At 45.3% G+C, this 26949-nt stretch carries 18 protein-coding genes and 2 pseudogenes; 18 read left to right on the forward strand and 2 right to left on the reverse strand.

From position 1 onward, the window contains the following. The 6 genes and pseudogenes from CBF27_RS14290 to CBF27_RS14610 all read left to right on the forward strand — a co-directional run. The coding region (locus CBF27_RS14290; protein ID WP_211334627.1) for a hypothetical protein at positions 1 to 197 on the forward strand (197 nt) is incomplete at its 5' end. A gap of 433 nt (positions 198 to 630) precedes the next feature. Continuing rightward, the gene (locus CBF27_RS06335) at positions 631 to 1404 is read left to right on the forward strand and encodes a glycyl-radical enzyme activating protein (protein ID WP_126813483.1); all 774 of its coding nucleotides are present in this window, start codon (positions 631 to 633) and stop codon (positions 1402 to 1404) included. A gap of 59 nt (positions 1405 to 1463) precedes the next feature. After that, entirely contained in the window at positions 1464 to 3866 is a 2403-nt protein-coding gene (gene hypD / locus CBF27_RS06340; RefSeq protein ID WP_126813484.1) for a trans-4-hydroxy-L-proline dehydratase, read from the forward strand. Positions 3867 to 4084: 218 nt separating this feature from the next. Beyond that, entirely contained in the window at positions 4085 to 5662 is a 1578-nt protein-coding gene (locus tag CBF27_RS06345) for a peptide chain release factor 3 (protein ID WP_126813485.1), read from the forward strand. Between the two features lie 405 nt (positions 5663 to 6067). Further along, positions 6068 to 11064, forward strand: a pseudogene (locus CBF27_RS06350) (TIM-barrel domain-containing protein); the annotation flags it as partial. 21 nt (positions 11065 to 11085) lie between these two features. Continuing rightward, positions 11086 to 11670 (forward strand): annotated as a pseudogene (locus CBF27_RS14610) (hypothetical protein); the annotation flags it as partial. Positions 11671 to 12286: 616 nt separating this feature from the next. On the opposite strand, the gene CBF27_RS06355 reads toward CBF27_RS14610, so the two are convergent. Both CBF27_RS06355 and CBF27_RS06360 read right to left on the reverse strand, forming a co-directional pair. Next, the gene (locus CBF27_RS06355; protein WP_170175024.1) at positions 12287 to 12586 is read right to left on the reverse strand and encodes a DUF1827 family protein; all 300 of its coding nucleotides are present in this window, start codon (positions 12584 to 12586) and stop codon (positions 12287 to 12289) included. 113 nt (positions 12587 to 12699) lie between these two features. After that, a complete protein-coding gene (locus CBF27_RS06360; protein ID WP_126813487.1) occupies positions 12700 to 14886 on the reverse strand; it encodes an ATP-dependent Clp protease ATP-binding subunit in 2187 nt (728 codons plus the stop codon). 184 nt (positions 14887 to 15070) lie between these two features. Between CBF27_RS06360 and CBF27_RS06365 the strand changes: the two genes are divergently transcribed. The 12 genes from CBF27_RS06365 (at position 15071) to CBF27_RS06420 (ending at position 26814) form a co-directional block, all read left to right on the forward strand. Then, positions 15071 to 15253 carry a hypothetical protein gene (locus tag CBF27_RS06365; protein WP_126813488.1) on the forward strand — a complete coding sequence of 61 codons (183 nt, stop codon included), beginning with the start codon at positions 15071 to 15073 and terminating at the stop codon, positions 15251 to 15253. 156 nt (positions 15254 to 15409) lie between these two features. Then, entirely contained in the window at positions 15410 to 15676 is a 267-nt protein-coding gene (locus CBF27_RS06370) for a phosphocarrier protein HPr (protein ID WP_126813489.1), read from the forward strand. Beyond that, entirely contained in the window at positions 15676 to 17400 is a 1725-nt protein-coding gene (gene ptsP / locus CBF27_RS06375; protein WP_126813490.1) for a phosphoenolpyruvate--protein phosphotransferase, read from the forward strand. The genes CBF27_RS06370 and ptsP overlap by 1 nt, the downstream gene beginning before the upstream one ends. Before the next feature lie 165 nt (positions 17401 to 17565). Beyond that, on the forward strand, positions 17566 to 18615 hold the full coding sequence (locus CBF27_RS06380; RefSeq protein ID WP_126813491.1) for a glycosyltransferase family 4 protein: 1050 nt from the start codon (positions 17566 to 17568) through the stop codon (positions 18613 to 18615). A 23-nt stretch (positions 18616 to 18638) separates the two neighbouring features. Beyond that, positions 18639 to 19859 (forward strand): glycosyltransferase family 4 protein, encoded by a 1221-nt coding sequence (locus tag CBF27_RS06385; RefSeq protein WP_126813492.1) that lies wholly within the window; start codon positions 18639 to 18641, stop codon positions 19857 to 19859. A gap of 12 nt (positions 19860 to 19871) precedes the next feature. Beyond that, positions 19872 to 20936 carry a lysylphosphatidylglycerol synthase transmembrane domain-containing protein gene (locus CBF27_RS06390; protein ID WP_126813493.1) on the forward strand — a complete coding sequence of 355 codons (1065 nt, stop codon included), beginning with the start codon at positions 19872 to 19874 and terminating at the stop codon, positions 20934 to 20936. Positions 20937 to 20985: 49 nt separating this feature from the next. Beyond that, complete coding sequence (locus CBF27_RS06395) at positions 20986 to 21894, forward strand: NAD(P)-dependent oxidoreductase (RefSeq protein WP_245985986.1); 909 nt, start codon at positions 20986 to 20988, stop codon at positions 21892 to 21894. Between the two features lie 91 nt (positions 21895 to 21985). Further along, entirely contained in the window at positions 21986 to 22219 is a 234-nt protein-coding gene (locus CBF27_RS06400) for a YkuJ family protein (protein ID WP_126813495.1), read from the forward strand. 74 nt (positions 22220 to 22293) lie between these two features. Then, positions 22294 to 23241, forward strand: a complete 948-nt coding sequence (locus tag CBF27_RS06405) for a tetratricopeptide repeat protein (RefSeq protein ID WP_126813496.1) — start codon at positions 22294 to 22296, stop codon at positions 23239 to 23241. 118 nt (positions 23242 to 23359) lie between these two features. Beyond that, positions 23360 to 24646: a trigger factor gene (gene tig / locus CBF27_RS06410; RefSeq protein ID WP_126813497.1), complete on the forward strand. Its 1287-nt coding sequence runs from the start codon at positions 23360 to 23362 to the stop codon at positions 24644 to 24646. A gap of 146 nt (positions 24647 to 24792) precedes the next feature. After that, on the forward strand, positions 24793 to 26031 hold the full coding sequence (gene clpX / locus CBF27_RS06415) for an ATP-dependent Clp protease ATP-binding subunit ClpX (RefSeq protein WP_126813498.1): 1239 nt from the start codon (positions 24793 to 24795) through the stop codon (positions 26029 to 26031). Positions 26032 to 26208: 177 nt separating this feature from the next. Beyond that, positions 26209 to 26814: a TetR/AcrR family transcriptional regulator gene (locus CBF27_RS06420; RefSeq protein WP_126813499.1), complete on the forward strand. Its 606-nt coding sequence runs from the start codon at positions 26209 to 26211 to the stop codon at positions 26812 to 26814. Positions 26815 to 26949 lie beyond the last annotated feature (135 nt).

Consider the following 26949-nt stretch of genomic DNA (forward strand, 5'->3'; position numbering starts at 1 on the left):
TCGATGAGTTGAATAGGGATTATTTCATTTTGTTTATGCAAATATGCCACCTCCATAGTTATTTGTTAGCTCAAGTTTACTTGGGGGTGGCAGCAGATGATAGATACTGTTTTATCAGGCGCTTACATTATTTTGACGTCTGTCAGCAGTTTTTTGCTTTTAAATTAAAAGTCTCTGTTACCGTGTCTCTATTATAGCAGTCACACCATGGTGTTCGTGAATGCCCCCTGCTACTTTTTTTCTAAATCTTGTAAATCCTTAAAAGGGTTTTGTACCAAAAGATACACTGACTCTCTTTTCGATATTTGACAGTAGTTTGTTCATTAGCGTGTACTGTATAAGTTATACGTGGATTTTCCGGTTTCATACGACTTCATATCCGACTGATAATAGTCATTCAAACAAGCTATGTCTTATTTTTGAAGCCCCATTTCCTTTTAGGACACAGCTGTTTTTTAGGAACAAGTTTATTTTACAGAGTTATTTTTTCGATAGTCAAACGAGGTTATGTCGTTTAGTTCAAATTAAAAAGCGCCCGTTTGTTTATTAAAGTGAATAAAATCACAATAAGGCTTGTATTTTTTCACTATAGTGAATATAATAGAGGTGAAGAATAGAGAGGTGAAAAATATGCCGCTAGTTTTTAATATACAAAAATTTTCAGTTCATGACGGCCCGGGGATTCGGACGACACTTTTTTTCAAAGGCTGCCCAATCAGATGTTTGTGGTGTCATAATCCTGAGAGCCAGTGCTACGAAGTAGAGAACATTGAAACGAAGGAGGGGAAGGTAGAGGTTGTCGGCAAGGATTATACTGTCAATGAGTTGGTCAAGGAAGTAGAAAAGGACATCATCTTTTACGAACAGTCCGGCGGCGGTGTGACATTGTCCGGCGGCGAGGTCATGACGCAGGACATGGACTATGTGGCACCACTTGTGAAAAAGATTCAATCAAAAGGTATTTCAGTTGCTGTGGATACGTGCGGAGTCGCGCCATTTGAGAACTTTGAACGGATTTTGCCATATGTCGACTACTTTCTGTATGATTTAAAGTTCATAAATTCACAATTACATAAAGAATATACGGGAGTCGGCAATGAGCTGGTGCTGGATAATTTGAAAAAATTGTCAGAACATGGCGCAACTATCCATCTGCGGCTGATTTTATTGGAAGGGCTCAACACTTCTGATGAAGTCATCGAGGAAACAGTCGCATGGTTGAAGATGAATAACATTTCTGTGTCAATCATTAATCTGCTGCCATATCATGAATTTGGGTTTGATAAATACAAGCGTCTCGGCAGGAAGGACCCGCAGTTGTTCCAGGCGCCTTCTGAAGAGCGGCAGGAACAAATCAAGCAGTTGCTGGAAAATCATCAATACAAGGTAAAAATCGGCGGATAGCTGGTTGATTCGCTGAATGAAGAGGCAATGAATATATAAATGGGAAAGGAAAGAATCATATGTCAACACTTACTTTAGAAACAAGACGAAGAGGATCAACAGAACGGATCAAGCGCTTGAGGGAAATCAGCGATAAAGAATGTGTTCCGTCCATTTCAATCGAGCGGGCAGTGCTGCTGACAGAAGCCTACAAAAAATATGAAGGCAAGTATGAAGCACCAGTCTTAAGAGGTAAAGCGTTCAAGTATTTGATGGAAAACCGGACATTGTATGTTGAAAAAGGGTCATTGATTTTTGGTGAAAAAGGTCACCGTCCTTGGGCAGCGCCAACATTTCCGGAGTTGTGCTGCCACACGCTGGAAGACTTTGACAATATGAACAACCGCGAAAAAGTTTTCTTCAAAGTATCGGAAGAAGACCGCCGCATTCAGGAAGAGGTTATTATTCCATATTGGAAAGACCGCGCGATGATGACGCGTATGAACAAGCTGTTGCCGGAAGAATGGCATAATTTGTTTGACGCAGGTTTGTACACAGAATTTCTGATGCAAAGAGGACCGGGTCATACAGTTGCTGACGGCAAAATCTACCAGTACGGCTACAAAGACTTTATTGAGAAAATCGACGCTGAAATTGCAGCGCTGGATTACAACAATGATTTGGATGCGCTGAATAAGAAATCAGAACTGGAAGGCATGCGCCTTGTTTGTGAAGGCATGATTATTTTTGGCAAACGCTATGCCAAAAAAGCCCGCGAACTGGCTGCTGTGGAAGAAAATCCGCAGTGGAGAGACGAGCTTCTGGAATTAGCTGATATATGCGACGTTGTACCTGAAAACAAACCGGAAACATTCAGACAAGCGATTCAAATGTACTGGTTCACACATATCGGTGTTACAACTGAAATGAACAACTGGGATGCGTATTCTCCAGGAAAACTGGATCAGCATCTTGAACCGTTTTATGAAAAGGAAATTGAAGAAGGTACCTTGACCCGCGAATTTGCCCGCGAACTGCTGGAAAATCTGTGGATTCAGTTCAACAACCAGCCGGCACCGCCAAAAGTCGGTATCACGCTGAAAGAAAGTGCCACCTATACTGATTTCTGTAACATCAACACAGGAGCACTGCGTCCTGACGGCACGAGCGGAGTGAGCGATGTCAGCTATTTGATTCTGGAAGTGATGGATGAGATGAAGCTGCTTCAGCCAAGCTCGAACGTGCAAATTTCCCGTAAATCACCGGAGAAATTCTTGCGTGAAGCTGCCAAAGTATCCCGCCGAGGCTGGGGCCAACCGGCGTTTTATAATTCCGAAGCACTTATCCAGGAACTGATGTATCTTGGTAAAACAATCGATGATGCTCGTGAAAGCGGCATTGCCAGCGGTTGTGTCGAAGTAGGAGTGGCCGGCAAGGAGGCATACGTTCTGACGGGGTATCTGAACGTACCGAAAATTTTTGAGTTGGTCATGAACCGCGGATTTGACAGCTATACCAACAAACAAGTGGCACTTGATTTGGGCGACCCGCGTGACTTTAAAGATTTTGACGAATTGTATGCCGCATTTAAAGCTCAAATGCAATATGTTGTGGACGTGAAAGTAGCCGGCAACAACATGATTGAACGCATGTACATGGAGTATATGCCGGTACCGCTGCTGTCTGTTTTGACAGATGACTGCATCAAAAAAGGAAAAGACTATAATGCTGGAGGCGCCCGCTACAACACAAGTTATATCCAGTGTGTCGGCATTGCAACAGTGACAGATTCGCTGGCTGCCATCAAGAAAAATGTGATGGAAGACCAACGCTTTACGATGGATGAGCTGTTGAAAGCACTGAAGGATGATTTCAAGGGACACGATGAGGTGTTTGACATTGTGTACAATCAGACGCCAAAATACGGTAACGACGACGACTATGCGGATGATATCTTGCGCGAAGTGGACCAGACCTTGCAAGATGTGATTGCCGGCAGAAAGACACCGAAAGGCTCAACAACAGTAGTGGAATTCTTGCCGACGACTTGTCACGTATACTTTGGTGAAGTGATGGAAGCAAGTGCCAATGGCCGTCACGCGGGTATCCCGCTGCCTGACGGTATCTCCCCTGAAAAGGGAGCTGACCGTAATGGTCCGACAGCTGTCATCAAATCAGCTTCCAAGCTGGATCAGCTGAAGACCGGCGGGGCATTGCTGAACCAGAAATTCACACCGGCTGTGGTTGCCGGCGAGGACGGATTGTCGCACATGGCAAGTCTGGTTCGTTCATACTTCGCTATGGACGGCCACCATATCCAGTTTAACGTCATTGACAGACAAACACTGATCAATGCTCAAAAACATCCGGAAGATTACGAGAATTTGATTGTCCGTGTTGCAGGGTACAGTGATTACTTCAATAACTTGGACCGTGCACTGCAGGATGAGATTATTTCCCGGACGGAGCAAAGTTTTGGCTAGAACGTCACCACAGTGTGTAATAGAATAAAGAGATAGAGCTGCTCTTATGTGAAGATAGAGCAGCTCTATTTTTATGAAATAAGTCGTTTTCGTACCTTATCCGCCCAAGATGCTTTTATTTCAACGGCGCTCATGATATACTAAAAAATGTTTTGAAGGACAAGTATATGCAGACGCATTATATAGTAGATACCAGAAATTTAAGGAGAACGTGATTCATGATAAGTAATCAACAAAATGAAGTAAATAAACGGCGGACCTTTGCAATCATCTCTCACCCCGATGCAGGGAAAACGACGATTACGGAGCAGCTGCTGCTGTTCGGCGGCGCTATCCGCAATGCAGGCACAGTCAAGGGGAAAAAAAGCGGGCATTTTGCCAAATCGGACTGGATGGATATTGAAAAACAACGCGGGATTTCTGTGACGAGTTCTGTGATGCAGTTTGACTATGACGACAAACGGGTGAATATTCTTGACACACCGGGACACGAGGATTTTTCAGAAGATACTTACCGGACTTTAATGGCTGTGGACAGTGCCGTCATGGTAATCGACAGTGCCAAGGGGATTGAGGCACAGACGAAGAAATTATTCCAAGTTTGCCGGATGCGCGGTATTCCGATTTTTACCTTTATCAATAAACTGGACCGGGACGGCCGCGAACCGCTGGATTTGCTGGAAGAACTGGAAGAAGTACTGGAAATCGAATCTTATCCGATGAACTGGCCGATTGGGATGGGAAAAGGGTTTGAAGGATTGTACGATATTTTCCATCAGCGTGTGGAACTGTACCGCCCCGAGCGGTATGACGGCGAACGCTTCTTGCCGCTGGATGATGCCGGTGACATTGATGCCGGCCATCCGCTGCATGCCAATTCTTTGTTCAGCCAAGTGATGGAGGATGTGGAGCTCTTGGTCGAAGCAGGCAATGAGTTTTCAGAAGAGAAAATTGCGGCAGGCGAGCTGACACCGGTCTTTTTCGGGTCGGCACTGACTAACTTTGGCGTACAGACATTTCTGGAAACATTTTTGCAGTTTGCACCTCAGCCGTCAGGACACCAAACCAAAGACGGCGGGCAGGTCAGCCCGTATGACAGCGAGTTTTCAGGCTTTATTTTTAAGATTCAAGCTAACATGAACCCTGCCCACCGCGACCGGATTGCATTTGTTAGAATTTGTTCAGGGACATTTGAACGCGGCATGGATGTTCAGCTGGAGCGTACCGGGAAAAAAATCAAATTGAGCAATTCCACTCAGTTCATGGCAGATAGCCGGGAAAATGTGGAAACAGCTGTAGCCGGTGATATTATCGGCTTGTATGATACAGGTACCTATCAGATTGGTGATACGATTTATACCGGTAAAAGCAGCGTGGCATTTGAAGATCTGCCGCAGTTCACGCCGGAGCTGTTCATGAAGGTGACAGCTAAAAATGTCATGAAGCAAAAATCATTTTATAAAGGATTGTATCAACTGGTACAGGAAGGGGCTGTTCAACTGTACAAAACGTATTTGTCAGGCGACTTCATTTTGGGAGCCGTCGGTCAGCTGCAGTTTGAAGTGTTCAAACACCGCATGTTGAATGAGTACAATACAGAAGTTATTATGGAGCCGATGGGCAGTAAAATAGCCCGCTGGATTGACCCAGATGACTTGGATGAACGCATGAGTTCCAGCCGTAACATTCTGGCCAAAGACCGTTTTGACCAGCCGCTGTTTCTGTTTGAAAATCAATTTGCCATGAGATGGTTTGCGGATAAGTACCCGGATGTGGAATTGAAATCATTGCTGTAGTAAGTGCAACACTAAAATATATGTGTAACGGACAGAAGTTCTTTTTTGTCAAAAAAATGATAGAAAGGGGCTTTTTTTTTTGTGCAGGTTTAATGTGGAGGAACTCTCTGACAAAATTTCTCATTGACAAAGAAGGCGTTTTCTTCTATACTTTCCACAAGTGGTTGATACCAGTTGTGGTGTTATTTTTGATAAGAAACTAACACGTCTTTCATATTAAACAGCAGTTATGTCGCCGTGGTTCGTGAGAATACTGTTTCTTACAAATAAAAACCACTTGTTCTTTAAAAGGGGTTTCACAAGCTATTCAGCGTTATCTGGTTATTATTTTAAAAGCTGTGGATGAATTGTCGCCTGAGTCATTTTAGTGTTTGCAGTGTGCCAGTGCAAGTTGTGATGGAAAGTTTGAGCAAGTTAATAAGGGGGAAAAATATGGAAAAAGACAGACAGTGGGTTCAGGGGAAAAAGCGGTTCTATCAATTTCTGTTAGTCAGCGGAGCGGTGTTGTCGCTGTGTGTGGTGACAAGTATGAGCAGCCAGTCGGCAGAGGCGGAAAACGCAGCAAAGACGGAACAGAAAAGTGTCGCTAAAACACAGACGCTGGGCGCTATTTCATCAATTGAAAAGCAGGACAAAAATTATCTGATTCAGTACGAAAGCGGTGAAAAAGCACAATTAAGCGTAATGAAAAACAATCTGTTTCGGTTTCAAATGGACCCAAACGGCAATTTCCAGGAATATCCGAAACCGAATAAGCCTGAACATATAGCCACAATCACGGCCAAGTCGATGGAAGACTACGGCTTGGAAGCGTTTGGCGAGTCCGTATTAAATGATGAAGGGTCTATTTATTCGATAGAGACACCTGAATTGACGATTTCGTTTCATAAAAAAACGTCTTTGATGAGTGTATTCAACAAGGTAACAAATAAAGTTGTGCTGGAAGAATCGGCGCCGCTCAATTATCAAAATAACAAGGCGACACAAACGCTGAAACAGACGTCAGCAGAAAACTTTTTTGGCGGCGGGACGCAAAATGGCCGCTTTACCCATAAAGGCACGCAAATAAAAATCGAAAATACAAATAACTGGGTAGATGGCGGCGTGGCCTCGCCGAATCCTTTTTATTGGTCAACAAACGGCTACGGCGTTGTGCGCAATACTTGGAAAAAGGGGATATATGATTTCGGGCTAACGGACGGTAATGAGGTCAAGACGACCCATGACGATGCCAACTTCGATGCTTTTTATTTCTTTGATGATTCAGCATCGGGAATTTTGAAACACTACTTCGAGCTGACAGGCTATCCGGTGTTGTTGCCTGAGTACGGTTTTTATGAAGCTCATCTAAATGCATACAACAGAGATTACTGGGTCGAAGCTTCCAGTGCAGCCGGCGGTGCAATTAAGTTTGAAGATGGGAAATGGTATAAAGAATATCAGCCGGCTCATTTAGGCGGACAGTCAGGCATATTGGAATCATTAAATGGTGAAAAAAATAATTATCAGTTTTCGGCGCGTGCGGTCATCGATAGATACATAAAAAATGATATGCCGTTGGGCTGGTTTTTGCCGAATGACGGTTATGGCGCCGGGTACGGTCAGACAGATTCGCTGGACGGCGATATTCAAAATCTGAAAGAATTTACCGCTTATGCCAACAGCAAAGGCGTTGAAGTAGGACTTTGGACACAATCGAATCTTCATCCGTCCGATGTAAACAATCCCAAAAAAGGCGAACGTGATATCGAAAAAGAAGTCCGGGTTGCCGGGGTGAAGGCACTGAAAACCGATGTGGCGTGGGTAGGTTACGGTTATTCATTCGGTTTGAACGGCATTGAAGACGCGGCTAATACATTTGTGAATCAAACAAACGGCAATGTCCGTCCGCTGATTGTTACATTGGACGGTTGGGCCGGGACACAGCGTCATGGCGGTATCTGGTCCGGGGACCAAACAGGCGGAGAGTGGGAATACATTCGTTTCCATATTCCGACATATATCGGGACCTCGTTGTCCGGTCAGCCGAATGTCAGTTCAGATATGGATGGTATTTTTGGCGGCGGCAATAAACATGTCAATATCCGTGACTATCAGTGGAAAGCTTTCACGCCGATGCAGTTAAACATGGACGGCTGGGGAAGAAATGAGAAAAATCCGTTTGCGTTTGACAAAGAGGCGACCGCTATCAACCGCGCTTATTTGAAGTTTAAATCGATGATGATGCCGTACAATTATTCGATTGCCAGAGAATCTGTCACCGGTTTGCCGATGGTTAGGGCAATGGCTCTGGAATATCCGGCAGACAGCTATGCTTACACTAAGGACACTGAGTACCAATACATGTGGGGACCGAATTTATTGATAGCCCCTGTTTACACTGGACAGACTGATGCAAAAGGCAATTCGCTCCGCGACAACATCTATTTGCCGGATCACAATCAGGTTTGGATAGACTTGTTTACCGGCGAGAAAATACAAGGCGGGCGGGTATTGAGGCAAGTGAAGACGCCTCTTTGGAAATTGCCGGTGTATGTAAAAGACGGTGCAATCATCCCGATGACTAATCCAAACAATAACCCTGGCGAAATCAAACGTGACCAGCGCAAGTTTTTGATTTACCCTAATCAGGAGTCTTCGTTTGAAGTTTATGAGGATGACGGCATCTCGACAGGTTATCAGACGGGTGAATTTGCGACGACAAACATTTCGAGTAACGGTCCGAAAACAAACGAAAAAGGCGACTGCTTATTACAGTTGACCCGACGGAGGGCGGCTACAATGGTTTTGTTGCTGAGCGCAGCACCCAGTTTGATATCATGGCATCGGCAGAACCTGAAAGTGTGACAGCTGTGGTCGGCGGTCAGGAAGTGACGCTGGAAAAAGCAGCTACCAAGGAAGAATTTGCAGAAAAGGCCAACAGCTACTATTTCGACCGGGATTTCCAAGTGAATGGTTACCTCGAAGGTTTGACGGATGAAAAAATCAGCCAGTCCTTCTTGTCAGTCAAATTAGACAAACAAAATGTAACAGCTAAAAATGTGCAGGTAAAAGTGGCAGGATTTATTAACAAAGGTACGATTGCCGGAGCTAAAACGCCGGTTGATGAAAAGCTGGCAGTACCGAAAAATGTGAAGCTTGATGAGTCCAAAACCACCGAAAGCCAGTTGGCGATTCAATGGGACAATGTTGACGGTGCAGTGTCATATGATATTGAGCGCGACGGCAGTATTTTTAGCGGGTATACTGACACTAATGCAATATTCGGCGGCTTCAAATTTTTGTCGGAACATCAGTTTCGGGTGCGGTCAGTCGGTGAGGCGGGTGTTTCCGAGTGGAGCGAACCAGTTATCGGAAAGACAAACGAAGATCCGTTCAAAAACCGTATCGGAACTGTGAAAGCCAAGAGTAATATCATCAGTCAAAACGGGGAAGGACTTGAAAAATTGACTGACGGGGATTTATCTTCGCAATGGCACACCAACTGGTTTACCGGTATTGCCAGTCCGTCAATCGGCCATTTCTTAACGCTGCAATTTGATTTAGGCAAGGTGTATGAGATGGATAAGTTTCAATATTTGCCGCGGGAAAATGCCGGAAATGGTAATTTCAGAAAAATTCAGTACCGTACCTCGACTGACGGCATCAACTGGACGGACTATTCGAAGCCGATTTCATGGGCCGGGACAGCAGACCTTAAAACCGTTGAAACGCAAGGGACTTCTTACCGGTTCCTTGAGTTGAAAGTACTGGAATCTGTCGGCAACTTTGGCTCAGGCCGCGAAATGATGTTTTTCAAAAAAGACGGAGCGAAAGGATATTTGCCGGGGGATATTACAAACGACGGCAAAGTGGATGAAAATGATGCCCTTTCCTACCGCAACTACACTGGACTCGAAGCGGTCGACAGTGATTTTAACGGCTATGTCGAGCAGGGGGATTTGAATAAAAATAAAGTCATCGATGCGTATGACATCAGTTATGTCCTGCGCCAGCTGGACGGCGGTATTGCCAGTCCGGATACTGGTAAAATCAGCGGCGCGTTGACCTTGGCAATCACCGGCCAGCGCGATGCAGACAAATATCTGGCGGGCGATATATTGACGTTGACTTTAAAAGGGAAAGAATTTGTTAACGTCAATGCGCTAAGTGTGAAGCTGGATTTCGACTCAACGATGTATGAACTGGTGTCACAGCCGACTGCAGCCGATAATGCCGCCTGGATGGAAAATTATTCCACTTACCGCAAGCACTCCGACAGCACTGAGTCGCTGTATTTGGTGTTGAGCAATCAAGGGCAGGCGACACTGCTGAAAGGGGACGTTGACCTTGTCACATTTAAAGTCAAAGTGAAGGAAAAATTGCCGCAAAAAGCAGCTGGCAGCCGGCTCGTCTTTAAAGCAACACAAGGATTGCTGGTCGGTCAAGGGTTGCAGCAGGCAGAAGTCGGGAATTTTGAAGCGGCGATTGAGCAGGATACAACGGTTGCTATTGATAAATCAGGCGTTGACGCAATCAACGAACGACTTGAGTCTCTCATAGAAGAAGATTACACGACCGAATCATGGCAGGCATTGATGGACTTGCTGCAAAAAGGTCAGGAGGTCATTGATAATCCGGAGGCAACTCAGGCGCAAGTGGACCAAATCGTTAAAGAAATCAACGACAAGTTGGATGCTCTTGAGAAAAAAACGGAAGCACTTGATAAAACCGCGCTCAATGCGGCGATTAAACGGGCGGTTGAAGCACAGCCGCAAGCAGGCCGGCAATTTACCGCTGAGACAAAGGCGGCACTGGCAGCTGCACTCAAACAGGCGAAGCAAGTTGCGGCAGATTCAATTGCAACGTCTGAAATGGTCAGACAGGCAGCCGACGGGTTGAATCAGGCAGTCGACAATTTGAAAGAAGAAGCCGTTCCGGCAGACAAAACACTGTTGAGCGATGTGATTGGTCAAGCGGAAAAGCTGGAACCACCAGTAGGCTACCGTTTCACAGATGAGACAAAGGCGGCGCTGGAGGCTGCGGTCAACACCGCCAAAGCAGTTGCAGCAGACCCTGCCGCTGCGCAACAAGACGTGGATAAGGCGGCGGAAGATTTGCAGGCAGCCATTGACAATCTTACAGCACAGCTGATTCCTGCTGATAAAAACGAGTTGTTAGAAGTGCTGGAACAAGCACGGCAGGTTACGCCTTCCGATGAACAGCACATGTTCACGCCGGAGAGCTTGGTCATATTGCAAAAAGCGCTGAATCAAGCGCAAGAAGTGCTGGACAATCCTGCAGCCGCACAGGAAGCAGTCAACGAAGCCGTTGCACAATTGCAAAAAGCGCTCAAAGGACTGGAAGAAACGCCTGTAAAAACAGATAAAACACCATTAACGAAGGCGATTGCAGACGCTAAGAAAAAATTGGGCCAACCGTCAAAAGGCATGATGTACACGCGTGACACGCAAGAGGCGTTAGAAAAAGCCTTAGCCGATGCGGAAGAAGTCGCGGCGAACCCGAATTCACCGCAGTCGGAAATCGCGCGCGCAACAAAAGCCGTGAGTGACGCTGCAGCTGATCTGAAGGAACAGCCTATTCCGGTTGATAAAGCAAAGCTGGAAGAGCTGATACAACAAGCGGAAATCTTGAAACCGTCGGCAGGGAAACAATTCACAGAAGCTACGCAAAAAGTCTTGTTCGACGCACTGGCAGATGCCCGGAAAATTGCCAAGAAAAAAGATGCGGTACAAAAAGAAGTCGACGACGCGCTGCAAGCACTTGAAGAGGCCGTCGCCAATTTGAAAGAGGAACCTGCTAAAGAAAGCACTGGCGGTCAAGGCGGCAATTTCGGATCGACGGGCAGCGGAGTGTCCGGAAATTCAAGATATTCAAGCGGCGGCTTAGCGAGGGGCGGTTTGCCTAAAACGAACGAAACAGTCAATCCGTTTGTGGCTGTATGCGGCGGGATCATGGCCGCTGGTGCAGTTCTGGTGAGATTTTTCTTTAGAAGTAAAGAGAAATAAAAAAGGTGTCACGTAGCTAATTTCAGCATATTGTTCTTGTTATAATGGTAATTGACATCTCTCGAAAAGTGAACTAAAAGCTGAGAGATGTCGTTACCATTTCAAGAACGACGAAGTGTTTTTGCATAAACTGCTAATTTGGGCTGCCTCAAAGCTATTTTGTACAGCAACTCAGCTGAGGGCGTCAGACGGCTGATAAAAAAACAGCTGAAGTCTGGCGGAAAACGCTTGCAAAAATAGTCGGAATATGGTATAAAGAGAGTGTAAGGGGTCATATAAATTCCCAGTAGTAAAATTGGGTGCTCTGGCAGTAAAAAGAGAGCCCGCTTGTGAAGAGAATTTGTGTGAGACTTAACCAAAAATCTAAAGAAGGATGTGGGAATTTGAGTTACTCCTTACCAATTGAATATGGTCTAGCAAGTGTTTAACATAAAACAACCAACAACGAATCTGGTACATTTAGGTACCGGCTTCAATGTACCGCTCAGTATGATGTACAGAATCCAAAACAAACACACACTTGCTAGGCTATTTTTTTTGTGAAATTTTAATGCAAAAAAAATAACAAGAAGACTGCAACCAACGCTCTGTCTGATTGAAGACTTCTTAGTATTTTTTAGATGCTTTCTTTGATGTCTGACGGTGCGGATATTTCTACGATTCCTTTGGTATGTATAAATTTAAGCCGGCCATTATCCATAGTTGTGCCAAGCAGCTCTTCGACAACCTGCTCAATTTCAAAACGTTTGATATCCCTCATTTTGTTCACAATGACAATCTCCACATGGGAAGGTGCCTCGGAAAAAACAATCATCGTTTTGCCCAATGAATACACGCGAACCAGATAGGAGTCTGTATTAGCTAGCTGTTTTGCGACAAGAGTTCCATAACTGTTCGTAACATCAACTAATTTCAATATCAATCCCCCCTTAATATATAAATCAGTGCATAAAATGATTAAGCATATTATACCATATTTTTGAAAAAAATAAATGTCATTGCCTGCGACAATGACATTTATTTAGTTATTTAAGCCTTTGTTTTGATAACAATGCTGTCTTCTGCCATTTCAGCGGCAAGTTCCTTTTCGCTCGGATGATCCAGGAAGTGCTCGGCAATGCCGTCTTCAATATATTCTTGAATGACTCGGCGTAATGGACGGGCGCCCATTTTCGGATCGTAGCCTAAATCGACCAATTTTTCTTTGACGTCGTCACTGACGTCAATGTGCAGTCCCTGATCTTCCAGCAAGCCGTTGACTTCATCAATCATCAGATCGACAATTGACAGCAAGTCTTCTTTGGAAAGCGGCTTGAATTCCACGATGCCGTCGAAGCGGTTCAGGAATTCCGGCTTGAAGAAGTCGCCCAGCTGTCCAAGGACGGAATGGGTTGTGCCTTCTTTAATTGCGCCAAAGCCGACATTGGCTTCGACTGCCCCGGTTCCGGCGTTGCTGGTCATGATGATGATTGTATCTTTAAAGCTGACTGTCCGACCTTGTGCATCGGTCAACCGGCCGTCATCAAGGATTTGCAGGAACATGTGCAGGACATCCGGATGGGCTTTTTCGATTTCATCAAGCAGCACCAGACTGTACGGATTGCGCCGGACTTGTTCAGTCAGCTGCCCGGCTTCGTCATAGCCGACGTATCCAGGAGGCGAGCCGATCAGTTTGGACACACTGTGTTTTTCCATGTACTCGCTCATATCAAAGCGGACCATCGATTCGGACGAACCGAACAGTTCCCGCGCCAGCTGGCGTGCCAATTCCGTTTTCCCGACGCCTGTCGGTCCGACAAACAGGAAGGAGCCGATTGGCCGATTCTTCTTGCCCAGACCGACACGGTTCCGGCGGATGGCTTTAGCCACTTTTTCAATTGCTTCATCTTGTCCGATGACATGTTTGCGCAGATCGCTGTCCAGATTTTTCATCTGTGTCTGTTCTTTTTCTTTCAATTCGCCGACAGGAATGTTTGTCATCATTTCCACGACTTGTTCCATGTCTTTGCTGGTGACTGTCGGAATATCTTCATCAGAGATATGCTGATTTTTCATGGCAGCAAACCGGTTGACTTGGTCGCGGTAGTAAGCGGCTTTTTCGAAGTCCTCTTCTTGAGACGCCTTATTTTTTTGGCGCTCTGCTTCCTGCATCCGTTCTTCAATGATTTTCGGGTCAAGCGTCTGAATGGTCAGGTTCTTTTTGGAGCCTGTTTCATCCAGCAAGTCAATGGCTTTGTCCGGCAGGAAGCGGTCCTGGATGTAACGGCTGGAGAGCTTGACCGCACTTTCGATAGCGTCATCCGTATATTTCACATGGTGGAAATCTTCGTACCGCTTTTGCAGTCCTTTTAGAATCGTGATGGTTTCTGCCTCAGTCGGTTCGTCTACTCTGACGGGCTGCATCCGGCGCTCAAGTGCGGCATCTTTTTCAATGATGCGGTACTCGTTCAGCGTGGTTGCTCCGACCATTTGCAGTTCGCCGCGTGCAAGGGCAGGTTTTAAAATGTTGCCGGCATCCATGCTGCTGTCTCCGGCTGTGCCGGCGCCGACCAATTCGTGTACTTCATCGATGAACAAGATGATGGAATCATCGGCTTTAACTTCTTCCATCAGTTGGTTCATGCGCTCTTCAAACTGTCCGCGGATGCCTGTGCCTTGCACTAAAGAGACGACATCCAACCGGATCACTTCTTTATTAAGCAGTTTTTGAGGCACATCGCCGTTCACGATTTTTAAAGCCAATCCTTCAACAACAGCTGTTTTCCCGACGCCGGCCTCACCGATTAGGACCGGATTATTTTTCGTCCGGCGGTTCAGGATTTCAATCACGCGCCGGATTTCTTCATCGCGTCCGATAACCGGGTCGATTTTACCTTGACGTGCTTCTTCAGTCAGGTTTAATCCGAATTCATCCAGCAAACCTTTTCCGCCTCCGCCAGGTCCTTGCGGAGGCCCCATCTTGCCGAATTGAGTAGGCGGCACTTGACCGGGCATTTGCTGCGGACGCTGACCTTGTTGAGAAAGGGCGCGGAATAAATCATCTAGTGAGTTAAATCCATATGGATCTTGTCCATTCATCTGTTGACGTTGTGATTCTTGCTGCATTTTTAATTGTTGGTAGCAATTTTGACAATAGTCGATTTGTTGACGTTGACCATTGACATTTGTATAAAGGTGAATGGTTGCTTCATTTTTTTGACAATTTTGACAAAGCATTTAATCACTCCTTTTAGAAAATTAAGCAAACTAGGCTTTGACCTAATTTGACCTTTGAGACAATTATATCATTTTTGTGATGAGAAGCAAGTAATACGATTGCCTTATTCCCGCTGAGGGACTGTTTTTTTTGTTCGGAAAATGATAAAATAAGGAGAAGTACTCTTTGCGAGGGAGGGGGACTATGGCAGAAAACAAGTACGAGGAAGAATTAGCAAAACTGGTTTTGGGAGAGGTATCTGAGTTGGTTGTTGAAAAAGGAGATTTTTTTTTATTCCGTGAGGCGTGGCGGGAGCATCCTGACAGAGACAAGATAGTAGGAGAAGCCTTCTTGTACGGAAAAATTATTTACCGATTTAAGAGCTGATTATATTATTTGTAAAAAATGTATAAAAAAGTTGTAACTAGGCTCAAAAAATGGTAATCTGTATGATTGAAAGGGGTGCGTCCAAGTCGTTTTTTTGTTTCTTGGTCGACCTCACTCAATAAAAAAATATTCATTTGGCGAAGGAGAAAGATAGTTATGGAAAAAAGAGATTTTCACGTTGTAGCAGATACAGGTATTCATGCTCGCCCTGCAACTCTATTGGTGCAGACAGCAAGCAAATTCAGTTCTGATATTAACTTGGAATATAAAGGTAAATCAGTTAACTTGAAATCAATCATGGGTGTCATGTCATTGGGTGTCGGTCAAGGTGCTGACGTGACTATCAGTGCTGACGGTGCTGACGAAGCTGAAGCAATGGCAGCAATCGAAGAAACAATGAAAAAAGAAGGGTTATCTGAATAATGGCTGAACTGTTGAAAGGCATAGCTGTTAGTGATGGTGTCGCAGTTGCGAAAGCATATCTTCTGGTAGCTCCTGACTTGTCTTTTGAAAAAGTTTCAGTAGATGACGTATCAGCTGAATCAGCACGTTTGGCTGATGCTCTGGCAAAATCTACAAGCGATCTGGAAGCTATCCGAAGCAAAGCGGCTGAATCACTTGGCGAAGAAGAAGCTCAGGTTTTTGATGCGCATTTGATGGTTCTCTCGGACCCGGAGCTGATTGGCGCTATTGAAAGCAATATTAAAGATAATCAGGTAAATGCTGAATCAGCCCTTAAAGAAGTAACCGACATGTTTATCGGCATGTTCGAGGCGATGGAAGACAATCCGTATATGCAGGAACGTGCGGCTGATATTCGCGATGTGACGAAACGGGTATTGAGCCATTTACTTGGCGTAAAATTACCGGATTTAACTATGATTGATGAAGAAGTCATCATTGTCGCAGATGACTTGACACCAAGCGATACGGCACAGCTGGACCGCCGCTTTGTTAAAGCGTTTGTAACGAATATCGGCGGGAGAACATCTCACTCGGCTATCATGGCCCGTTCTCTTGAAATACCGGCTGTTGTCGGAACAAAAGAAATCACTCAGATGGTCAAAGAAGGCGACATATTGGCAGTCAACGGTATCGAAGGCGATGTCATCGTGAACCCGACAGACAGCCAGATCGCTGAGTTTAATACCAAAGCGCAAGCATTCGCTGAACAAAAAGCTGAATGGGAAAAACTGGTGCATGCCGAAACAATTACTGCTGACGGCAAACACTTGGAATTGGCAGCCAACATCGGTACACCGAAAGATTTAGAAGGTGTCATCAAAAACGGCGGCGAAGGTGTCGGATTATACCGGACAGAGTTCTTGTACATGGATGCCTCCGATTTTCCGAGCGAAGAAGACCAGTTTAATGCTTATAAGGCTGTTTTGGAAGGCATGGCAGGCAAGCCGGTTGTTGTACGTACGATGGACATCGGCGGCGACAAGGAGCTTCCTTACCTTAAATTGCCTCATGAAATGAATCCGTTTCTAGGTTATCGGGCTATCCGAATCTCTTTAGCTGAGGACGGAATGTTCCGCACACAGCTGCGTGCGTTGTTGCGTGCTTCTGCATACGGCAATCTGCGGATTATGTTCCCGATGATTGCGACATTGCAGGATTTCCGCAGTGCGAAGGCAATTTTTGATGAAGAAAAAGCAAAATTGATTGCCGAAGGCGTCAATGTATCGGACGATATTCAGGTAGGTATCATGATTGAAATTCCGGCAGCGGCAGTTTTGGCTGACCGTTTTGCCAAGGAAGTTGATTTCTTCTCCATCGGTACGAATGATTTGATTCAATATACGATGGCGGCAGACCGGATGAACGAACGTGTGTCTTATCTGTATCAGCCTTACAACCCGTCTATTTTGCGTCTTATCAAAAATGTGATTGACGCGGCTCACGCAGAAGGCAAATGGGCCGGTATGTGCGGCGAGATGGCCGGTGACCAGACAGCAGTCCCTCTATTGATGGGATTGGGACTTGATGAATTCTCCATGAGTGCTACAAGCATACTGAGAACACGCAGTCTGATGAAACGTCTGGACACGACAAAAATGGCTGAATTAGCCGAAAAAGCTGTGACTGAATGCGATACTGCTGAAGAAGTAGTTGCGCTGGTTGAAGAATATACAGCTGAATAGGTAATGATAGTGAAAAGCTGTGACTTAGTGGCATTGAGGCTGAGTCACAGCTTTTTTATTGCCGTTCATCAGAGTATGTTATACTGAAAGCAGGAAAATATTACGTCTAAAGTTGGATGTTTCTCACACGATTTAATTGTATAGTGGAAACAGGGAGTGATACTCATGATAAAAATAAATATGTTCTCTTCTGCTGACAAAGTAAAAGGTCAGGGAGTCGGCAGTGCCTATCTTGAGCTGATTGCGATGCTCAAAAGAAAATTTCCGGATAGTTTCGACATTGCTATCAACAGTTATTCAAAAGCAGATATTTCACACTATCATACCGTCGACCCTTGGTTTTACCTGTCCACTTTTTCCAGAAAAAAACGCGGCAAGACAGTCGGTTACGTTCACTTTCTCCCGGAAACGCTGGAAGGAAGCATCGAATTGTTTTCCCCGTTTCAAAAAGTGTTTAATTGGTATGTCGTTTCCTTCTATAAGCGGATGGATGAGCTGGTCGTTGTCAACCCGTCATTTATTTCGAAGCTCGAAGGTATTGGCATTTCAAAGGATAAGGTAACGTATATCCCGAATTTCGTTTCCACAGAAGTGTTTCATGAAGAGCCGGAAGAAAAAAGAATGGCATTAAGACAAAAGTTGGGGTATGATGAAAAAGATTTCGTTGTGCTCGGTGCCGGACAGATCCAGCAGCGAAAAGGGATTGATGATTTTATTCAGCTGGCGGAGGAAAATCCGGATATATCGTTTGTCTGGGCTGGCGGCTTCTCTTTTGGAAAAATCACTGACGGATATGACAGATACAAAAAAGTCTACGACAATCCGCCAAAAAATCTGACATTTACCGGCATTATTGAAAGACACGTTCTGGCCGATTTGTATAATGCAGCTGATGTGTTTCTTTTGCCGTCATACAATGAACTGTTTCCGATGAGTATTTTGGAAGGCTTCAATTGCGGCACGCCTGTCATGTTGCGTAATCTGGAACTGTACGAAGCTATTATTAAAGATTATTATTTAGGTACAGATGATGTGACAGACATGTCCCGCGCGTTGAACCGCCTGTATCGTCAGCGCGAAGAGCTGGAAGTTTACCGGCGGAAATCCCGGGAAGCGGCGGCATTTTATTCCGAAGAGAATGTGGCTTCTCTGTGGGCAGCTTACTATAATCGGCTGCTGCTATCTGAAAGCTCGGTCGTTTCTCAGAAAACATAACCAAAAAACTGGAGGTGCTGGTTATGAAAATTGGTTTTTTTACTGATACTTATTTCCCGCAAGTCAGCGGCGTGTCCACATCTGTGCGAACGCTGAAACACGAGTTGGAAAAAAATGGTCATGATGTTTATATATTTACGACAACTGATCCGAATGTAACGGAATTGGAACCGGGCATTATTCGTATGCCAAGTATCCCGCTGGCATCATTCAAGGAACGGCGAATCGTCGTCAGCGGCGTCGTCTATGCGTATTACGCAGCGAAGGAACTGGAGCTGGACATCGTCCACACACACACAGAGTTCGGCATGGGTTTTTTGGGGAAGTATGTTGCAAAAAGTCTTGGCATCCCATGTGTGCACACTTATCACACGATGTACGAAGATTATCTGCATTACATTGCTAACGGCAAAATCCTTCGTCCTTATCATGTCCGGCAATTGTCGCGTTTCTTTACACACCGCGTTTCAGGGATTGCCTGTCCAAGCCAAAAAGTTGTGGACAAGCTGTTGGAATATGACATTGATACCCCGCTCAGCATTATCCCGACTGGGATTGACATTGATAAATTTAAAGAGGTATCGCCGGCGATGACCAAAGAGGTCAGAGAACGTTTCGGCATTGCGGACTCCGACTTGCTGTTGGTATCTGTTTGCCGCCTGTCTTATGAAAAAAATGTCCAGACAATTATTTCCGGTATGCCGAAAATCACCGCTGCACTGCCGCATGCCAAGCTGCTGATAGTCGGTGCCGGTCCGTATCGGGAAGCGCTGGAGGCGCAGGCTGCCTCGCTGGGACTTACTGAGCAGGTGATATTTTCCGGTGAAATCCCTAATGAAATCATTTCACCTGTCTATCATGCCGCAGATTTATTTGTCAGTGCATCGGATTCAGAAACACAGGGATTAATGTATACTGAAGCAATGGCCTCACAAACCCAAGTCGTTGCAAAAGGCAATGATTATTTGAATGAGTTGTTTGACGACCGCAGTCTCGGGGTGACGTTTGCCGAGGACCATGAGTTTGCCGAAACACTGATAGCCTACGTGGCAGACAGTATCCCGCTGGACAAAGAGCTGCTGCAAGAGAAATTGTATGACATTTCCAGTACGGCGTTCGGCCACCGGATCGAGTCGTTTTATGAGGATGCGTTTGATTATTATGCAAACGTCATTGACAGAATCGAAGAAGAAGAGATTGATGAGAAACGCTTCATCCCCTTGCGTTTTTTCAAAAACCGCTAGGAGGCAGTGAAGATGAGTAAAAAGAATCGTATGTATCTGGCGGCTGCGGTCTTGTTAGGCGCGCTTGTCATTGCCAATGAGCTGCGCAAATTGAGTTTGCAGGAAGTCATGGGCGAGTTTTTGACCATCAAATGGGTGTGGTTGGTTATTGCCATCGTGTGTATGCTGCTTCACTGGTCTCTAGAAGCGAAGATACTGCAAGGCTTGCTGCATCGCGAAACACCGCGTTTTTCGTTCAAAAATGCAGTACGGATACCGCTGATCGAGCATCTTTTCAACGCCATCACACCATTTTCAACAGGCGGACAGCCGGCCCAACTGTTGGCCTTGTCAAAGTCAGGCATCGACCCCGGTGTCAGCGGGTCTGTCTTGTTGATGAAATTTGTGGTCTATCAGGTAATGATTGTCCTGAATTTTGTGGCCTGTATTTTATTCGGCTTCAGTATGCTGGCCAATGATTTGAAAAAACTGTCTTATCTGGTGCTGTTCGGGTTTGCAATTAACGTCATTGTGGTAGTCAGCATTTTGATGCTGATGTACTATTACCCGCTGACCAACCGGATTGTCGGCGCGGTCATGTCCGTCATCAAAAAATTTGTCAGCGCTGAACGGTTTGACACGCTGTCCCGCACAGTTTTCGAAAAGATGATTAATTTTCACCGGGAAAGTTTGTATATGCGCAGTCAAAAGAAAGTGATGGCCCGCACTTTTCTGCTGACGTTTCTGCAGCTGGTCTGCTATTATATCGTGCCGTACTTCATCCTGCTCAGTCTGGGCGTGGAACACCACGATGTTTTTCAGATTGTCGTGCTGCATGCGTTTATTATTTTAGTGATTTCGTTGTTCCCTGTGCCGGGTGGAACAGGCGGCGCCGAGTATAGTTTCACGCTATTGTTCGGCAGCTTTATCACCATCACAAGCAAACTGGTCGTAGCGATAGTGCTGTGGCGGCTAGTGACGCATTATACCGGTATCTTGCTGGGGCTGGTGGCCGTAGCTGTGAAGCCTGACCAGTCAGCGGCCCTGGGTGAAACGCCCAAAGCCGGCAATCCAAGAAGAATAGCAGAAGAGATTTAAGCAAACAGGCTGTCTCTTCTGCTTTATTATTTGTACCAACTTCTTTATAATGAAGGATAGAGAAGTTAACTTTTATGAAGGGGTGGCACACATGAAAAAAATCGGATTTATCGGAACAGGTGTCATGGGCAGCGCCATTGTCAAGCATTTGCTGGCAGCCGGCTATCAGGTGGCTGTCTATAATCGCACGAAAAGCAAAACAGACGATTTAGTGGAGCTGGGAGCGGTCTGGCAGGAGTCGCCGGCCTCAGTTGCGGCAAACAGCGACATTGTCTTTACAATGGTTGGTTACCCGTCAGACGTGGAAGAGACGTATTACGGCACGCAGGGGATTTTTCAAACAGATGTCTCAGGTAAATTGCTGATTGATATGACGACAAGTACACCGTCGCTGGCGGAAAAAATTTATCACAGTGCCAAAGAATTACATGCAGACAGTCTTGACGCACCGGTTTCCGGCGGCGACTTGGGCGCCAAAAACGGCACACTGACTATCATGGTCGGTGGAGATGAAGCTGTTTACCAAAGCGTGGTGCCGATTTTTGACGTGTTTGGCAGCAAAGTCAACTTGCAAGGGGCAGCCGGCGCCGGGCAGCACACCAAAATGGCCAATCAGATTATGATAGCCGGCACAATGACCGGCATGACGGAACTGCTGGTCTATGCCAAAGCGGCAGGACTGGACGTGGAAAAAGTCATTGACACGGTCGGCGGCGGCAGTGCAGCCAACTGGTCGCTGACCAACTATTCGCCGCGCATACTTCGGCAGGATTACACTCCGGGATTTTTTGTGAAGCATTTTGTCAAAGACTTGACGATTGCACTGGCAGAGGCTGAAAAAATGGCCATCGAACTGCCTGCGACAAAACTTGCCCGGGATTTATATGAAAAGCTGATTGATAACGGTCATGGTGACGACGGCACGCAAGCCTTAATCAAACTCTGGTGGCATGATTAATAAGAATTCTAAAAAAATAATTGATTTTGAATGCACATCACTAGAGTTTCTGTTACAATATAACAGTAGAAATTTGAAGGAGGCTAGCTCTATGAAAAATTCACAACTAGCAGCAATCATCAAGCGATTGACTGCGATGATAGAGTCTACAGATAGTGACGTTCAAGTCCGGAGATTTGAGCGTGAAGGACAAGAGCGATGCATCGTTACTTATGACAGTAACACTGAAATGTTCGAACTGACAGAATCGGATTCACAACAAGTTTATCAGTTCGACGACATTGATTTAGTAACATTGGAAATCTTTGAGTTATTGCAAGACTAAAAGAAATTAAGTGTAGGGAATTTTGACGTTCTTTGCACTTTTTTATATATAATCAGCTAGGAGAGAAATGCAGAGTGAACAAGCCTATCGAATTCCCAAATAATTTCAACGGCTTTTTGAATATCGGCAAGCATGCATTTGAACAGGAGCACTATGTCGAGGCACTGGCAAACTTCGAAGCCGCCTATGAACTGGACAGCAATTTCGAGTTGAACACGTATCTCGTACGGGCATTGATGGAAATGGGACAGCCCGAGCGTGCGCTGACAGTTGCTAGAGAATTCGTGCCGATGTACTTGGCTGACGGCTGCTGGACAGCACTCTATGTCAATGTATTGCTGGCAACGAAGCATTATTTAAAGGCGGAAAAAGTCGTGGCTAACCTGGCGGAAACCGGCAGTCCTCTTAATAAAGACATCATGGACTTGTTCAACGCTGCCAAACGTGTGTATCAGTCAACGGAGAGCCGGAATATTCGTCAAAAGTCCGAGCAGCTGCTGGCACTGGGTGGCTTGCCGCCCTTTGAGCAGCTGCAGCGGATACCAGTCATCGAAGGACTGACTAGAGACGAACTGGTACCGGCGGCACAGCAGCTGCTGGTTGACCAGCGGGTGACTCTGATGATCAGAACGTCCTTGCTGGAAAATCTTGCCCAGCTGAAAATCACAGAGCCGCTGCATTTTTTAACAGTCAAAGACGAAACCATCACAGTTGTGCCAGCCGACTGCGGCACGATTTACGGCTCGGAAAAAGTTCAGCGCGTGCTAAATGATGTAGCTGAAGAAATGGAAAAAAACCAGCCCAGTATGGCCAAAATGGTATTGAAAACCGCCCGTCTCCATCTCGGCTGTTTGTACCCTCAGGCTGATCGTTGGCTGACATGGCCTGATTTGTGGGTCTATAGTTACAGCGGCTTGTTTCAGCCAGAGACAGTGCCGCTGTCCGCTGAAGAGCAGCAGCTGCTGAAAGAAATACAGCTGCTTCAGCAGAAAATAGACAGTCAACTGCCGCAGCACCCGTAGCGGAGATTCAAAATTCATAATGGAAAAAGATTTACTTTTCGCTGTTTCTAGTGTACTATTGTAAGGTATGCAATGAACAAGATAATTGTAAGAATGAGATGTTGGAGGTAAAGAAATAATGTCAGCAAAATGGGAAAAAAAGGGTACGAATGATGGTATCCTGACGTTTGAAATATCTGAAGAAAAAGTAAATGAAGGGTTGAAAGTCGCTTTCAACCGCGTCAAGAAAAATTTAAGCGTGCCTGGCTTCCGTAAAGGCAAAGTGCCTCGCCAGATTTTCAACAAGATGTACGGGGAGGAAACACTGTACGAAGACGCATTGAACGCTGTTCTGCCTGCGGCTTATGAAGCTGCAGTTGCCGAAGCGGCAATCGATCCGGTATCACAACCTAAAATCGATGTTTCAAGTATGGAAAAAGGCCAGCCTTGGGTTATCACAGCTGAAGTAGTGGTTAAACCTGAAGTCAAACTTGGCGAATATAAAAACCTGAAAGTTGCCAAACAAGACCGTGAAGTCACTGACAGCGATGTGGAAGAAAACCTGAAACAAAAACAAACAGCTCAAGCTGAACTGGTTGTTAAAGAAGACGAACCAGCTGCAGAGGGCGACACTGTTGTCATCGACTTTGAAGGATTCAAAGACGGTGTAGCGTTTGAAGGCGGCAAAGCAGAAAACCATTCGCTGGAGCTGGGGTCTAACTCATTCATCCCGGGCTTTGAAGATCAGCTGATCGGCAAAAAAGCCGGCGAAGATGTTGAAGTCAAAGTTACTTTCCCGGAAGACTATCAGGCCGAGGACTTGGCTGGACAAGAAGCAGTCTTCAACGTCAAAGTGCATGAAGTCAAAGCGAAAGAGCTGCCTGAACTGGATGACGAGTTTGCCAAAGATGTCGATGATGAAGTCGAAACTCTTGACGAATTGAAAGAAAAAATCAAACAAGAATTAATCGAACAGAAAGAAACGGCTGCCAAGAACGCCATCGAAGAGTTGGCCATCGAGCAAGCTGTCAATAATGCGGAAATCGTTGAATTGCCGCATGAAATGGTTCACAATGAAGTACATCGTGCCATGGACGAGTTCCTTGGCAACATGCAGCGTCAAGGTATTTCACCTGATATGTACTATCAATTGACAAACACGACAGAAGCCGACCTTCATAAACAGTTCGAAGGAGAAGCTGAAACACGTACTAAAACAAACTTAGTCATTGAAGAAATCGTGAAAGCTGAAGAATTTGACGTTTCTGATGAAGACATTCAGAAAGAAATCGCTGATTTGGCTGCTCAGTACGGTATGGAAGAAGATGCCGTCCGCCGGGCACTGTCAAACGACATGCTGATTCATGATATCAAAATGAAACGTGCGGTTGACTTGATTACATCAACAGCAATAGAAGAAGACTAAACCAACCAAAAAGACGAAGATGGCTATCTTCGTCTTTTGCTCACCTATTGGTTAAAATAGATGCATTGTCTTGACTAGTGTGTTACTATGATTAGGATAGTTGAAAATGAGATTGACTTCTGACAAAGTCAACGGGAGGAAAAAGTATGTACGACAACACAAGCGGAAACCATGAGGTTCGTTGTTCCTTTTGTGGAAAATCGCAGGAAGAAGTAAAGAAGATTGTTGCTGGTCCTGGCGTCTATATATGTAATGAGTGTATTGATTTATGCAAAGAAATCATTGATGAAGAAATCAGTGCTGAAAATGCCACAGACATCATCAATGTCTTAAAACCACAGGAAATACTGTCTGTCCTCGATGAGTACGTCATCGGTCAGGAACGGGCGAAAAAGGCGTTATCCGTCGCCGTGTACAATCACTACAAACGGGTCGAAAGCATGGACATGGCGGAAGAAGATGATGGCGTCGACTTGCAGAAAAGTAATATCTGCCTCATCGGTCCGACCGGTTCCGGTAAAACATTTCTTGCGCAAACCTTGGCTAAAACGTTAAATGTTCCCTTTGCCATTGCGGACGCTACAAGTTTGACAGAAGCGGGATATGTCGGGGAAGATGTTGAAAATATTTTGCTGAAATTACTGCAGGCTGCTGATTTCAATGTGGAAAAAGCTGAAAAGGGCATCATCTACATTGATGAAATCGACAAAATCGCCCGCAAAAGTGAAAATGTCTCTATTACACGGGATGTGTCAGGTGAAGGTGTCCAGCAGGCATTGCTGAAAATTTTGGAAGGTACCGTCGCCAGTGTGCCTCCGCAAGGCGGACGCAAGCACCCGCAGCAAGAGTTCATCCAAATCGACACCACGAATATCCTGTTCATCGTGGGCGGCGCGTTTGACGGTATTGAAAACATCGTCAAAGAGCGTTTAGGCGAAAAAATCATCGGCTTCGGCTCATCCAACAAAAAACGTGATGAAAGCCAGAGTCTGATGTCTCAAATCATTCCGGAAGACTTGCTGAAGTTCGGCCTGATTCCAGAATTTATCGGCCGTCTGCCGGTCATGGCTTCTTTGGAAAAGCTGACAGAAGACGACTTGGTTCACATTCTGACAGAACCGAAAAATGCACTGGTGAAGCAGTATAAAAAACTGTTGTCGCTGGATGACGTCATGCTTGATTTTACCCCTGGGGCGCTTCGGGCTATTGCTGAGCAGGCCATCGAGCGGAATACAGGTGCCAGAGGATTGCGTTCAATCATCGAGCACATCATGTTGGACATCATGTATGAAATACCAACCCGCGAAGATGTTGAAAAAGTCATCATCACCAAAGAATCAGTCGTCGGCGACAGTTCGCCGGAGCTGAAGTTGAAAGTTAGTTAGAAAAAACGGTCGGAGAGAAACCATTCTCCGGCTGTTTTTTGTCTTTTTGCAGACAAACAGATAGTTTGGTGGCAAAATCCAGAGTTGCGTGATACAATTTCATAATATACGCAGTTATATGTAAACAGCGAGTTAATCTGTTATCATACTAAATTGATATGAAGATGGGGTGAGTGCATGTCGCAGCTGACAAAAAAGCAAGAGCAAAGTTTAATAACCAGACAGAAACTAGTTGATGCGGCATTTGAAAATTTTTTTGATGTCGGATTTGAAAACACAACCTTAGAAAAAATTTCGCGGGATGCTCACGTGAGCCGCGGAGCAGCTTATTGGCATTTTAAAAATAAACACGATCTTTTTCGGGAAACAGTGCTGTCTGCTCTGGAAAGAATCAAGAAACGAAAGCAGCCTATTTATGAAGATGACCAGCAGACCTTTAAGGAAAAAGCTGTTCAGATGATTGCTATCCCGTATAACGACAATCAGGATTATAAATTTCTCCAACAAGCATCTCAGACGATTGAAAAAAATCCGGAATTCGAGGATTTAAAAGCAGCCATTGAAGCAACAAAATTAAAATTATATCATTTTTTCCTGAACGGCATCCGCGATTTGCAGAAGGCTCAGTCAGGTACTGTGAATGGGAATGCTGCCGAGGTCGCAACCTTGCTGTTCACTTATTTTGAAGGGATGCACAGTACATTGATTCCCCCAGAAGTATCGAACTGTTATACACCGGAAGCCATCGAAAAAAGTTTGGAACTGATTTTTCAACATCTATAATACCAAAAAACAATGTGAGATTTGCATAAAGCAACGGTCACGTTGTTTTTTTGTTATTGACATCGTTTTCTATAGCATGTACTATAAAGGTGAGAACATACATACACGTATGTATGTTAAAGAAAGGAGAGACGC

Source organism: Vagococcus acidifermentans, from assembly GCF_003987655.1.
Taxonomy (GTDB): domain Bacteria; phylum Bacillota; class Bacilli; order Lactobacillales; family Vagococcaceae; genus Vagococcus_B; species Vagococcus_B acidifermentans.

Bases quoted from the DNA above. Each gene is read 5' to 3' on its own strand.
- CBF27_RS06335 (WP_126813483.1), top strand. From the start codon at position 631: ATGCCGCTAGTTTTTAATATACAAAAATTTTCAGTTCATGACGGCCCG.
- hypD (WP_126813484.1), top strand. From the start codon at position 1,464: ATGTCAACACTTACTTTAGAAACAAGACGAAGAGGATCAACAGAACGG.
- CBF27_RS06345 (WP_126813485.1), top strand. From the start codon at position 4,085: ATGATAAGTAATCAACAAAATGAAGTAAATAAACGGCGGACCTTTGCA.
- CBF27_RS06360 (WP_126813487.1), bottom strand. From the start codon at position 14,886: ATGCTTTGTCAAAATTGTCAAAAAAATGAAGCAACCATTCACCTTTAT.
- CBF27_RS06365 (WP_126813488.1), top strand. From the start codon at position 15,071: ATGGCAGAAAACAAGTACGAGGAAGAATTAGCAAAACTGGTTTTGGGA.
- CBF27_RS06370 (WP_126813489.1), top strand. From the start codon at position 15,410: ATGGAAAAAAGAGATTTTCACGTTGTAGCAGATACAGGTATTCATGCT.
- ptsP (WP_126813490.1), top strand. From the start codon at position 15,676: ATGGCTGAACTGTTGAAAGGCATAGCTGTTAGTGATGGTGTCGCAGTT.
- CBF27_RS06380 (WP_126813491.1), top strand. From the start codon at position 17,566: ATGATAAAAATAAATATGTTCTCTTCTGCTGACAAAGTAAAAGGTCAG.
- CBF27_RS06385 (WP_126813492.1), top strand. From the start codon at position 18,639: ATGAAAATTGGTTTTTTTACTGATACTTATTTCCCGCAAGTCAGCGGC.
- CBF27_RS06390 (WP_126813493.1), top strand. From the start codon at position 19,872: ATGAGTAAAAAGAATCGTATGTATCTGGCGGCTGCGGTCTTGTTAGGC.
- CBF27_RS06395 (WP_245985986.1), top strand. From the start codon at position 20,986: ATGAAGGATAGAGAAGTTAACTTTTATGAAGGGGTGGCACACATGAAA.
- CBF27_RS06400 (WP_126813495.1), top strand. From the start codon at position 21,986: ATGAAAAATTCACAACTAGCAGCAATCATCAAGCGATTGACTGCGATG.
- tig (WP_126813497.1), top strand. From the start codon at position 23,360: ATGTCAGCAAAATGGGAAAAAAAGGGTACGAATGATGGTATCCTGACG.
- clpX (WP_126813498.1), top strand. From the start codon at position 24,793: ATGTACGACAACACAAGCGGAAACCATGAGGTTCGTTGTTCCTTTTGT.
- CBF27_RS06420 (WP_126813499.1), top strand. From the start codon at position 26,209: ATGTCGCAGCTGACAAAAAAGCAAGAGCAAAGTTTAATAACCAGACAG.